Here is a 12,528-nt window from a genome sequence, read left to right as displayed (position 1 = left end):
GATTTAAATCAGGCAGATCAGCATTATTTAAATCAAGTTGCCATGTCACTGAATACTCGTCCTAGAAAAGCGTTAGATTGGCTTACACCATTAGAGAAATTTGCTCAGCTTGTTGATTATCATAAGACTTTTCAAACTGTCGCACCTCATGTTTGAATTCGCCGGGCTTTCATCTTCAACTTTAATAGCCCAAATAGATTCTGATTCTTCATGTAGCCAATTTTGCTCATAACCATGAAAGAAAATTTCTTCCTCTTCCGTTACCTCTACAATCCATTTGCTTTTTTTGTCTTTGCTCCAATTAGGAGGTCGATGATCTGCTTTATTTTCGTATATAGGCATGTCAAGAATATCAATACAAGTTATGAAATTTTTAGAATAATACTAAATAAAACAATTTATTACTATGGATAGTAGGATTATCTTCCAAGAATAAAAAATGCTCTAGTGCGGCTAACTAATCCTCAATACTTTGAACTCTGGATTCAACACTAAGTTAACAAATTAAAGACATCTAAAACACCTACTAAAAGCTCATTTAGACAAATGACACAGGTTGAGTCGTCTTACACTCATAATGACATCGGTTGAGTCGCAGTATAATGACATTATGGTTCGTTTGAAGAATTAAGACACTGATTTGATTATTATGCTAATGACAACTTATGTGTCGCATGACGGTTTAGCTTAAAATAATCCGATATCTGTCATTTTAGCTTTAAATAAAAAGCCACCCTTGCGGTGGCTTTTTTGTGATCTGAGCGATCGACTTTAAATCCCGCGATTTATTTCAATCTCTTCCCTGCTTCATCAATGATCATTTCCCCGTCTTCCTTGCTAAAAGCTGCGCGCTGCGGAGCGGAAAGAATATCTAAAACAACTTCTGATGGTCGGCACAATTTCACACCAAGTTCAGTCACCACAAATGGACGATTAATCAAAATCGGGTGTTGCAGCATAAAATCAATCAGTTGATGATCTGTCCAATCACTGCTTTCCAAATTGAGTTCTTCATACGGCTTCACATTTTTACGAATCGCTTCACGTACCGACAGACCCGCATCTTGGATTAACTGAATCAGTTCTTCTTTGGACGGTGGTTTTTTCAGATATTCAATCACCTGTGGTTCCTCACCGGTATTACGGATCAAGGCCAAAGTATTTCGGGAGGTTCCACATTCGGGATTATGATAAATCTTGATTTTTTGCGACATAACTTTTCTCAGTACATAAACAATCTTGCTTTTATATATGGATATCCGTATATTCGCAATAGCAAATATATCAGGATATCGCGATGCATCAGACCGATTTTTTTAAATGTCTTGCCGATTCAACACGTTTAGATATTTTAAAGCTGATCATGGCCAAACAGAATGTCTGTGTTTGTGAATTCACAGAACAATTAAATCTGAGCCAGCCCAAAATTTCCCGTCATCTGGCTTTATTGAGAAATCTGGGTATCTTGCTGGATCAACGCCAAGGGCAATGGGTTTATTACCGTTTAAATCCGGATTTGCCGGTCTGGGCAAATGAAGTATTAACAGTCATCGCACAAGATCCGGAAATTCAAAAACTAAAATCTACTATTTCAACACCTTGCGAAGTATCCTGAGTCCAATATCATGTCTGCTTCAAAAATGTCATTTTTAGATAAAAATCTGACCCTCTGGATTTTTATCGCCATGCTGCTGGGGATCGGGATTGGGGTTTTCTTTCCTCAGGCGTCGATTGCTTTAGACCGGATAAGTATTGATTCGGTCAATATTCCGATTGCCATCGGTCTGATTATCATGATGTATCCGCCACTTGCCAAAGTGGACTATGCCACCTTGCCGCAGGTATTTAAGGATAAACGCACGCTCACCCTGTCTCTGCTTCAAAACTGGCTGATTGCACCCTGCCTGATGTTTGCATTGGCGCTGATTTTCCTACAATCCTATCCTGAATATATGACGGGTGTTATTTTGATCGGCTTGGCGCGTTGTATTGCCATGGTCTTAGTCTGGAATGGTCTGGCGTGCGGCGATAATCAGTATGTGGCCGGACTGGTGGCATTTAACAGTATTTTCCAGATCCTGTTTTTCAGTAGCTATGCCTGGCTATTCTTGACTTTCTTGCCGCCTTATTTTGGTGTTGAAGCACAGGTGATTGATGTCAGCTTCTGGACGATTACCCACGCGGTTCTGGTTTATCTGGGTATTCCATTTTTGCTGGGCTTTTTGACGCGTTTGATTCTGGTCAAGCAAAAAGGTCTGGCATGGTATCAAACGCAGTTTATTCCAAAAATCAGTCCGCTCAGCCTGCTGGCTCTGTTGTTTACCATTGTTGCCATGTTTAGCCTTAAAGGTGGTGATGTGGTTAGCCTGCCACTGGATGTACTCAGAATTGCCATTCCCTTGACCATTTATTTCGTGGTGATGTTCTTTATCAGCTTGTTTATGAGCAAATGGATGGGCAATGATTATCCTAAAACTGCGGCTATTTCTTTTACCGCTGCCGGTAATAATTTTGAACTGGCGCTGGCAGTTGCGATTGCCACTTTCGGTCTCGCATCCCCTGTGGCATTTACCACCGTGATTGGCCCTCTGGTTGAAGTTCCAGTTCTGATTGCGCTGGTCAGCGTTTCATTATCGCTGAGAAAAAAAGTGTTTAAAGAGGCATAACCCGATGGATCTCCCGAATATCAATGTGAATCTGCTAGAAACACCAACACTGGACAAAGTTCAGGCTAAAGTACTGGATCATCCACCCCGTATTCTGCTGCTATATGGTTCAAACCGTGAACGGTCCTACAGTCGCCTCGCCGTTCAGGAAGCTGGCCGGATACTGGAATATTTTGGCGCCGAAGTTAGAATCTTCCATCCCAAAGGATTACCCTTACCGGAGGATGCAGATACGAGTCACCCTAAGGTAAAAGAACTGCATGAGCTTTTGGCCTGGTCAGAAGGCATGGTCTGGTGTTCACCGGAACGTCATGGTTCGATGAGTTCGATTTTAAAAGCCCAGATTGACTGGATTCCTCTGGCAGCCGGTGCAATTCGTGCCACGCAAGGCAAGACACTGGCCGTGATGCAGGTTTGTGGTGGTTCACAATCCTTTAATGCAGTGAATCAGTTGCGTGGTTTAGGACGCTGGATGCGGATGATCACCATTCCAAATCAGTCTTCTGTACCCAAAGCTTTCCTTGAGTTTGAGGAAGATGGGCGCATGAAAGCATCACCTTATTACAACCGCATTGTGGATGTGATGGAAGAACTCTACAAGTTCACCCTGCTCACTCGCGGTCAGTCTGCTTATCTCACCGATCGATATTCTGAACGGGTGGAAAGTGCCGAGGAATTATCAAAACGAGTGAATCAGAAAACGATTTAGTTTTATCTCAAATCCTCTGATCAACTGGTCAAAGCTTAAATATAAAAAAATCCCGCTCAGGAAGCGGGATTTTTTATTTTGAAAATTGAGCAGCCACAAATTATTTTAATTAAAACGCTTTGGTTATACTCAATCCGGCACTCCAGTTTCGCCCTTCTGCCGGCTCATAGAAACGGCCATTGCTTTCATTGACAATCACCGAACCTGAATAGTCTTTATCAAACAAATTATCTACACGCGCAAAAGTTTTGACAGACCAGTCTTTCATATTCCAGTGATAACCGACATTGGCACCAGCAACAGTATAGCTTGGCGCATACTGTGAATTAATGTCGTTGACATAAATACGGTCTGAATAACGTACATCTAAACCCGCATTTAAGCCATTTTCAGGTTTCCAGCCTAAACCAAGAAAAGCCTGATTTTTAGCAATACCCGGAATGTAGTTACCGGATGCCACTCTAGATACTACAATCTCTCCTTCATCATTAAGAATTGCAGGAATATCTGCATCAAAAGTTGCATCTATATAGCTATAACTGGCTTGAGCAGTGAGATCACGCCAGAGGTCTTTACTCCAGGAAAGTTCTAGCCCTTTTCTTAAGGTTTTATCTGCATTACGGAAAGTAGAACGACCATTATCATTGCCTGCAGACACAATGTCATTTTCAGTCTGGGTCTGGAAAGCGGCTGCAGTAAAGTCACCGAAGCGATTAGCAGCCTTTAAGCCAATTTCATAAGTTTCACTTTCTGCCGCATTTAAGCTCAAGCTGTTATTACTGTTATCCGCTGGATAGGCCATTTCTGTAAAAGTTGGTGTTTCAAAGCCTTGGGCATAGCTGGTATAGGCCATCAATTCGGGTAGAATCTGCCAGCTTAGCGCGGCTGAAGGCAGCAATTTCTCATAAGTGGTTTTACCTGAATTATCGCCATTACTTAAGTAATGATCATCAGATTTAAAATGCACATTGCTATAACGCAAGCCTGCGTCTAAAGTCCAGTCTGGCACAAAGTTATAAGATATCTGTAAATAAGGGTCTGCATTCCATAAGGTATTGTCTTCATTACGACGTAATTCACCTTTAACACCTAAAGTATTACCTACAAAATTTTGATAGCCTTTCCGCTCTTCGGTCATGGCATCTACGGCGACACCAGCAATCAGTTTGGTATTTGGCAGAATCTCTCGCCCTGTCCAACGCAAATCAGCACCATAAAAATTACGGTCGAAGTCAATCACGCCACCGGCATGATTAGGAGCGCCTTGTGCTGTACTTGGAATCGACTGATATTGTGTAACTGCACGCTGTCCCCAATAGGCCATACCATACAGTTCATACTGATCATTGATTGGCTTATTCCAGGTTAAACCAGTTTGAAGCTGTTCAATCTCTTTTCGGGCGTTATATAGCAGCACATTATTTGCAACCTGTTTAGGATCGGCTTGCCATTGCTCACGGTTTAAACCACCCGGATCATCGGCAGAAATTTTAACATAGTTGTTGATCCAGTTAATTTTAGAACCATCGTCCAGCTCCCAGGTCAGCTTGGCATTGTTCAGTACTTTATGTGCACCACTATGGTCACGGAAACTATCCGTATCAAAATAAGATGAACTGATGATATAGCTTGGTTCAGAAGCATTATCTGAGCCACCTTGTAGTACCAGGTTCGTTTGACCTTTATTCTGACTGCCACCTGAATATCCTAAAGTGACTGAATCAGGTCCTTGCCCTTCACGGCTTTGTGTCAGGATGGTTCCGCCAGAAGAATTACCATATAAGGATGAAAATGGGCCGCTCAGTACCTCAATATGATCGAGGCTATTTAAGTCAATATTGGAAGTTTGCCCTTGCCCATCCGGCATGGTTGCAGGAATACCATCGACATATAAACGCACACCACGCACACCAAATGTTGAGCGGGCACCAAAGCCTCGCATGGAAATCTGCAGATCTTGGGCATAGTTTTCCCGGTTATTCAGTTGTAAACCGGGGACGCCTTTTAAGCTTTCAGAGAGATTTACATTCAGGCTATTTTGCTGATTCTGACTCAGGTAATAAGCTGAAGCCGGGGTGTTTAGCAATGTACGGTCGGTACGGGTTGCTTCAACCACGATAGGTGCCAGTCGCTGTACCTCCGTCACTGGTTCTTCCGCATGAATGCCTTGACTGATACAGGCGATCAGGCAGGACAACGTTGATTTCATCGGTAACCGTCTTATATGAAGGTACATAGCTTATATTCCTGAAGTCTGGCATCTACGCATGTCATGGAAGCCAAAATATTTATAAAGTGTTTTTTTGCTGTATCTCGAATGCTCAGCAGCATGAGATCAGTGCTTCATGTTTATAAACATGCTCATCTGACCAATCATGAGTTGCTGGTTAAGATTCATTGTTATAACAGCCTGTATTCTGCATAAAAAAGCCTGACGAATCAGGCTTTTTTACTTAACTACAAAACTTCATTATTTGTTGTCTGGTAATGCATAGGCCACTAAAGAGTCGCCCATTTTGGTACCAAAGGAACCATGACCACCCGCCATAATCACCACGTACTGTTTACCGTTAGCTTCATAAGTCATTGGAGTGGCTTGACCACCTGCTGGCAGACGACCTTTCCATAACTCATCCCCATTGTTTACATTGATGGCACGGATATAGTTATCCTGAGTTGCACCAACAAACATCACATTACCCGCAGTCGAGATTGGACCACCGAGCATTGGCACACCCATTTTAAATGGGGGTAATGGAATACCCGGCATACTGTCACGAATCGTACCAATACGGCGTTTCCAGGCAACTTCATGGGTCGTCAGATCTACACCCGCCACATAACCCCATGCAGGCTGCTTACATGGCAAGCCAAATGGAGACAGGAAGGCACTGATTTCAACACCATACGGCACCCCATACATTGGCTGTACCCCCGCTTCAGTACCTGCACCTTTGGCAGTCTGCTTACGGTTCGGATCTTGCGGAATCAGACGAGATACAAATGGCAAACCAATTGGGTTGGTCAATGCAATTTGACGGTCTGGATTCACAGACATACCGCCCCATTCGAATACCCCCAGGTTACCCGGGAAGACCAGCGTCCCGTTTTCAGAGGGTGGTGTATAAATACCGTCATAGTTCAGTTTTTTGAACGATACACGACACATTAACTGATCAAACATGGTGGCACCCCACATGTCCTTATCCGTCAATTTATCTTGAGGAGCCAGGTTGAAGTCAGAGAACGGTTGAGTTTTTGAATACCACTCACCTTTAGTTTGTGGACCACGTTTTACAGATTGAGGCACCGGTTTCTCAGTGATTGGTATAATAGCTTCACCATTACGACGGTCTAATACAAAGGCATTACCAGTCTTGGTCAGCACGTAGATGGCTGGCACCATATTACCGTTTTTATCTTTGATATCAGTCAATGTTGGTTGAGCTGGTACGTCCATATCCCATAGGTCATGATGGGTAGTCTGGAAGTTCCAGACTAATTTACCAGTAGAGGCATTCAATGCCAGCATTGAATTGGCATAACGCTCGTCCAGTTCAGTACGATGACCACCATAGATATCTGGTGTACCGACACCTGTAGGTACATAAACAATATCCAGATTGGCATCATAAGCTAAAGGTGCCCATGCATTTGGTGAGTTATGTACAAACTTTTGCCCTGGAGCAGGAATCGCATTTGGATCTTCCGCACCCGTATCAAATACCCAGAGCAATTCACCAGTATTTACATCATAACCACGAATGACACCTGAAGGTTCTTCAGTTGAATAGTTATCTGTGGTTGAACCGGCGATGATAATGGTTGTACCTGTCACCACAGGAGGTGAAGTCGGGTTATAACCGCCTGGATATGGGAATGGCATGTCTTTTTGCAGATCGACTTCGCCGTTATTACCAAAGTCGGAACATACCTTACCAGTAGTTGCATTGACCGCCACCAAACGTCCGTCATTCACTGGTAAGATTACTTTCTGAGGACATTCGGCAGACGTTGTAGAACGAGCAGCTAGACTGCTTTCAAAACCGGCAGTGTTATTGGCATCATAATAAGACACTCCACGGCAAGTTAAATGCTGGAAGGTATTGTCCGCTTTCAGCTTAGGATCAAAACGCCATTTTTCCTTACCCGTCGCAGGATCAAGTGCAATCAGGTACTGGTGAGTGGTACACATAAACAGGTTATTACCCACTTTAATCGGGGTTACCTGATTCGTAGTTTCACCAGAATCTTTATCCGTTTTTACATCACCGGTATGAAATTCCCAAGCTAACTCCAGATCTTTTACGTTATCAGCAGTAATCTGTTTCAATGGAGAATAACGTAGGCCGGATTGAGTACGGCCATAGGCTGGCCAGTCTTCGTCAGCAATACCTGGAATAGACTGATGCACTGCAGGCTGCTGTGATTTTAACTCACCACGAATTTCTTGCGGGTCATTAAACACAGAATAGATCATTACCGCAATGGTAATTGCCAAAGTACTGGTGAGTGCAATCTTGGCACCTTTCGTCTCCCCAAAACCACGCGTCACTGCTGGAATGAGAAGTGCTAAACCGAACAGACCTAAAATGTCTAAACGAGGTGCGAGTGCGAAGAAGTCAGAACCAACTTCCCATAGCCCCCATACCACTGTGCCTAAAATCAGCACGGCGTATACGATCAGTGCTGTACTTTTCTGTTTATGTAATAACACTGCGGTCGCAATAAAGAAAATACCGGCAATGATGTAGTACCAAGACCCACCAAGTACTGCCAGGTAAATCCCTCCGATCAGTAGTACCAGACCGAAAATAACAGCAATGACTGCCATAATCGTTTTCAGTACTGAACCTGAAGATGAAGTATTCATATTGAACACCTTTATAAGATTTCTTTTCGCTCATGCAATTCGAATGCATGAGCACCATATTGTTAAGTTCTTAGTTATAAATACATACCTGAGGCATCTGTTTATCAATGCCTCAAAGTCATGGGAGATTCAATTATGTATTTGCAACTAAAAACTCTTTTTAAAAGGAGGTATTAAACTTGATACCGCCTACCCAAACGTTTTCACCATTTCTGTATGCACCGACATGGCGAACATACTGAAGGTTAGGTCGAATGGTTAACCAGTTCGTGGCATGCAATCCGTAGTAGATTTCCGCATCGATTTCTTCACTACGATCACCCAATGCATCATGATTCATATGGATACGGGCAATACCAAACGCAATTTCATCCTTTGGACGAGCATCCATTGCGCCTTTATACACAAGACCAATATTCTGCATATCAGTCTTTTCATTAGTTTTGGCATCATGAAGGGTGAGATTTACGAATGCGCTGAGACCACGAGATATATCGTCTTGCTGTGCCGTCAATTGTTGCTTGGCAACAATCCAGCCACCTTGATGATGGTCTGTTTTAGTCTGGATCTCTTGAGGCGTTACACCGTCAAGAATTTTTGAATCTGCGGTACTGTAATAATACCCGGCACGATACTCCCCTGGAAGTTTTCGTTCACCGAGTTTTGGTGTCCACACCACTTCTGCCGGAATGATCGCGCCTTTAGAGCCGTCTGTGCTCAGGTTAAAGCCTTTACCACGTTCCAGATTCTCAGGGTTATATTCATAGACGCCCACTTGGGTAAAGATTTCAGGTGTGACGTTGTATTTCACACGTGCTGCCCACTGTGATACTGGCCAGTTATACCATTGGTCACCGACCCAGTTGCCTACCTGTGAACCACACAATGCCAGGTTCTGGAAATCGCAATCAAAACTGTTAAAGTCTTCACCTTCACCAAAGCGACCAACTTTGACATCCAGTTTCTGATCCAGGAATTTTTTCTTGATCCAGAAGTCAGTTAAACGCCAGGTTTGACCACGTCCCCATACTTCCTGCATCGAGCTTAAGTGTCCATCAAGCGCTTCAGCAGTATTGGATAAGTTACGACCGTTACGCTGAGTCACCGTAATTTGTGCTTCGGTATCTTTCCATCCTGCAATTTTTTCCAGATCCAGATGGGCCCCGATTGCAAATTGGTCGGCGTATTCAGTACCGTGATCAGATGAGTTTTTAGCATCAATGAGTGTTGCTACTTCACCGGTATAACCAAAACTGAAATCATAACCTTGTTGTTGAAGTTGAGTACGCTGACCATTCCAGTCGCCTAACATCCATGGATTTTCTGTACTAAGTCCATCCGCAGCATGAGTACCAGTATTTGCCAATAGCAAAGCAGCCAAGCATGTATATACAGCCTTGGATAATTGGGAGATAGACATTAAATGTGTCGCCTTAATCACACTTATATGGAGAATATATTACACCTCTTTATATAAATTGTTTGTTTTTAATATAAATTAAATATTATTAAGTAGTTTAAAAATGAAATTTATATAAATATCAAAATCTTAATAATTATTCAAAATTTTTTAATGAAATTTATTTATATTTTTTAAGTAAATTAAAAACTTATTTTTGAACAGGTCATGCCAATAAGAGTTTGATATTTATTCACTACTGATCAAATCCCTTAATCTTTCTGAAATTGATCAAAAAATCTTTTTATCTGTATAAACGAACAAAGAGGCTTCGAGAAGCCTCTTTGTGTTAGTCATTTTCTAAATAATTATCTTAGTTTTAGTAAATGATATGACCATTTGAAAGCAACTCTTCCAAGTTCGTATTCACACCCTCAAGAGTAATAAGTTCAACCTTGTCTTGGAACTGCGTACCAGTACCATCACGATCAATCGATATCACAGTAGCGTTGTTGTCATTTACTTCCACAGAAATATATTCACTAATATTTTCTGCATTTGCACCTGTTAACAATGCACCCACATCAATTGCATCACCTTCATTCAAGCTGAAATCGGTCCAGATATCTGTACCATTTCCGCCGGTTGCATCTTTTTCTGCACCTTCAAGTACATTATAAATAACAGTATCTGCTACGCCTATATGGCTTGAATAACTATCATCATAACGGCTGCCTGTAATTGAAGCGCCTATTCCAATATTCAGGTTCGCAGTATCAGATAAACCGCCCACGTCATTTACAGTATAAGTAAAGCTCTCTATTTGACCAATACTGTTGCCATCTTGCGTTGTGTAAGTGTATTTACCACTTGCTTCAACATTTAATATGCCATAAGTACCAGTAATATTTACAGAATCCTGATTCTGCAGCAAAACATCATTCTGGTAAATATGCCCATTTTCAAAGCGATATATTTCTGCGCCTTGTTGAATGGTGAAAGTCGCTATATTAGAAACGATATCATCTTCCAGTAAATTACCCTCTTCACTATATATACCCTCTATAGTTGTAAAGTCATTTAACGAAGTTTCAATCACTGAAAGTGTTGTATCAACTGTAAACTCACCATTATTTGCAGGTCTTACTCCCACACCTGTATTAGTGGTTATATTTTCCACATTAACATTAAGTACATAATCACCCGCAATTAAATCATTAAGTGGAATGCTTGCTGTATAATAACCATCAGACACTGAGTTATTCGCAGTTAAAGTTAAAATACCCGATGTCACTTCACCATTTTGACCAGTAAGTGTGTAAGTCGCAGTAACACTCCCCCAATTCTCAGTTACAGAGTTATTCAATACCGTACCTAATAATTCAGCTGTAACAGTTAATGTTCCATTAGCTACAGTATTTTCTGTGATATTAAAGCTTTCTGAGAGCGTATAGGTATTTGTCCAAGTTGTATTAGTAATAATCGTTCCTGTAACAGGTCCATTAGTTCCGGTAGCCTGAGCACCTACAACTTCAACTTTTGATAACAGCTCACTGACTGTATTAATTTGGGCAATTGATACAGTTGTCTCATCATCAAGTGCATTTACAGTAATCACCCCATCAGCTTGAAGATCATTTTCATTCCAAATAATCGTTGCACCTTCTGCATCAGTACGGATATTAAGATAGGCTTGCGAGGTATTACCAGCTGCATCAGCTACTGTATACGTGAATGTATCAACTTTAGCTACATCATTGGCATCACCATTACTTACATAACGGTATGACCCATCTGCTTGCATATAAAGAATACCGTAACTGCCTGCAATTGCTGTCTCTCCTATGTTTGCGATTGGCGTATTGACGGCATACGTCGTTTCAGCAGAAATGACTTCTGTCACCCTCATACCATCACCGATATCTGCTACATCCGTACCCGTTCCACCCGCTAATACATTACCTATAGCATCTGCTGTCGAATATTGGGTTGAATCATTAATAGTGATTCTACTTGCACTGAGAAGATTGAGATCAACAACTCCTTCCAATAATGAATTGAGGAATCCATCAACAGATGTAGAAGAGAAACCAATAGTGTAGTTGCCTTCTGGAATATTAGTAAACTCTACATTATTTGCTACTAATCGTGTGGTTAGTACCCATGGTTCTAGTTTTAAACCATTTTGTACCGTTGCAACAATTTCACCTGTATCTATATTAATTAATAAAAGATTTGCATAAGTTACCGAACCAATTGATACATCAACACCAGTAGTCCCACTTACATCAATAGAAATATCTTGGGTAGTATCTCCACTCACTGTAAATCTAAAGCCATTAGTAGCTATATTTACATCAACTACCCCCGATAGCACATCGGTACTAAGCAACCCAAATGTATAACCATTTACGCCATTTAAGTTACCTTCCAAAACGCTATCTAGGGCGTGTCCTCATTTGAAGAATTGGTTTTAAATACTTAAAATCCTCCTTTGAGTTATTTTTATTTCTATATTTTCAATGGCACGTACTCTTCTTACCGATGATATCTGGCAGCAAATTCAAGATACTATGCGATTACATGGTTGCTACCGTTCAAAGAATAGTAGAAATATCATGGAAGCGATCTTATGGAAACTGCGTACAGGCGCCACATGGCGTGATATTCCTCAAGAATTTTGTCCTTGGCAAACTGCTTATAATCGTTTTAATCGTTGGGCAAGCAAGGGATTGTGGAATAAATTTTTTTTAGATTACGAGGCGTCTTGGATCAAGAATGGGTATTCATTGACGGAAGCTACATACGCGTGCATCAACATGCAAGTGGAGCTCGGCATGGTTTCGAAAGAGCAATTGGACAATCACGTGGTGGACGAACA

Annotated in this window: 8 protein-coding genes and 2 pseudogenes; 5 read left to right on the top strand and 5 right to left on the bottom strand. The window is 41.6% G+C overall.

Annotated features, from left to right (window positions below; genetic code table 11):
• Positions 1-156, top strand: a pseudogene (locus HADU_RS15515) (IS30 family transposase); the annotation flags it as partial.
• Positions 157-785: 629 nt separating this feature from the next.
• Here HADU_RS15515 and arsC read toward each other — a convergent pair.
• Positions 786-1,214: an arsenate reductase (glutaredoxin) gene (arsC, locus tag HADU_RS08775; RefSeq protein ID WP_008305449.1), complete on the bottom strand. Its 429-nt coding sequence runs from the start codon at positions 1,212-1,214 to the stop codon at positions 786-788.
• A gap of 83 nt (positions 1,215-1,297) precedes the next feature.
• On the opposite strand from arsC, the gene HADU_RS08770 reads away from it, so the two are divergent.
• From HADU_RS08770 to arsH, 3 genes are read left to right on the top strand one after another with little or no spacing between them, the layout of a single operon-like run.
• The gene (locus HADU_RS08770) at positions 1,298-1,615 is read left to right on the top strand and encodes a metalloregulator ArsR/SmtB family transcription factor (RefSeq protein WP_008305446.1); all 318 of its coding nucleotides are present in this window, start codon (positions 1,298-1,300) and stop codon (positions 1,613-1,615) included.
• Positions 1,616-1,625: 10 nt separating this feature from the next.
• Positions 1,626-2,666: an ACR3 family arsenite efflux transporter gene (gene arsB, locus HADU_RS08765; RefSeq protein WP_008305444.1), complete on the top strand. Its 1,041-nt coding sequence runs from the start codon at positions 1,626-1,628 to the stop codon at positions 2,664-2,666.
• Positions 2,667-2,670: 4 nt separating this feature from the next.
• The gene (arsH, locus tag HADU_RS08760) at positions 2,671-3,375 is read left to right on the top strand and encodes an arsenical resistance protein ArsH (RefSeq protein ID WP_008305442.1); all 705 of its coding nucleotides are present in this window, start codon (positions 2,671-2,673) and stop codon (positions 3,373-3,375) included.
• A 109-nt stretch (positions 3,376-3,484) separates the two neighbouring features.
• On the opposite strand, the gene HADU_RS08755 is transcribed toward arsH, so the two are convergent.
• The 4 genes from HADU_RS08755 to HADU_RS08740 form a co-directional block, all read right to left on the bottom strand.
• Positions 3,485-5,611, bottom strand: a complete 2,127-nt coding sequence (locus tag HADU_RS08755) for a TonB-dependent receptor (RefSeq protein ID WP_034592614.1) — start codon at positions 5,609-5,611, stop codon at positions 3,485-3,487.
• Between the two features lie 234 nt (positions 5,612-5,845).
• Entirely contained in the window at positions 5,846-8,248 is a 2,403-nt protein-coding gene (locus HADU_RS08750) for a glucose/quinate/shikimate family membrane-bound PQQ-dependent dehydrogenase (protein WP_008305437.1), read from the bottom strand.
• A 160-nt stretch (positions 8,249-8,408) separates the two neighbouring features.
• Positions 8,409-9,668 (bottom strand): carbohydrate porin, encoded by a 1,260-nt coding sequence (locus tag HADU_RS08745; RefSeq protein ID WP_008305435.1) that lies wholly within the window; start codon positions 9,666-9,668, stop codon positions 8,409-8,411.
• A 358-nt stretch (positions 9,669-10,026) separates the two neighbouring features.
• On the bottom strand, positions 10,027-12,081 hold the full coding sequence (locus HADU_RS08740) for a beta strand repeat-containing protein (protein ID WP_155756520.1): 2,055 nt from the start codon (positions 12,079-12,081) through the stop codon (positions 10,027-10,029).
• 88 nt (positions 12,082-12,169) lie between these two features.
• Here HADU_RS08740 and HADU_RS08735 point away from each other — a divergent pair.
• Positions 12,170-12,528 (top strand): annotated as a pseudogene (locus HADU_RS08735) (IS5 family transposase); the annotation flags it as partial.

The organism is Acinetobacter sp. HA, from assembly GCF_000264725.1.
GTDB classification, from domain to species: Bacteria; Pseudomonadota; Gammaproteobacteria; order Pseudomonadales; family Moraxellaceae; genus Acinetobacter; species Acinetobacter schindleri.
Note: the sequence above shows the minus strand (reverse complement) of the source record. Positions and strands in the feature narration are given on the sequence as shown.

Excerpts from the sequence above, each read along its gene's own strand:
- arsC (WP_008305449.1), bottom strand. The coding sequence starts at position 1,214 with ATGTCGCAAAAAATCAAGATTTATCATAATCCCGAATGTGGAACCTCC.
- HADU_RS08770 (WP_008305446.1), top strand. The coding sequence starts at position 1,298 with ATGCATCAGACCGATTTTTTTAAATGTCTTGCCGATTCAACACGTTTA.
- arsB (WP_008305444.1), top strand. The coding sequence starts at position 1,626 with ATGTCTGCTTCAAAAATGTCATTTTTAGATAAAAATCTGACCCTCTGG.
- arsH (WP_008305442.1), top strand. The coding sequence starts at position 2,671 with ATGGATCTCCCGAATATCAATGTGAATCTGCTAGAAACACCAACACTG.
- HADU_RS08755 (WP_034592614.1), bottom strand. The coding sequence starts at position 5,611 with ATGTACCTTCATATAAGACGGTTACCGATGAAATCAACGTTGTCCTGC.
- HADU_RS08750 (WP_008305437.1), bottom strand. The coding sequence starts at position 8,248 with ATGAATACTTCATCTTCAGGTTCAGTACTGAAAACGATTATGGCAGTC.
- HADU_RS08745 (WP_008305435.1), bottom strand. The coding sequence starts at position 9,668 with ATGTCTATCTCCCAATTATCCAAGGCTGTATATACATGCTTGGCTGCT.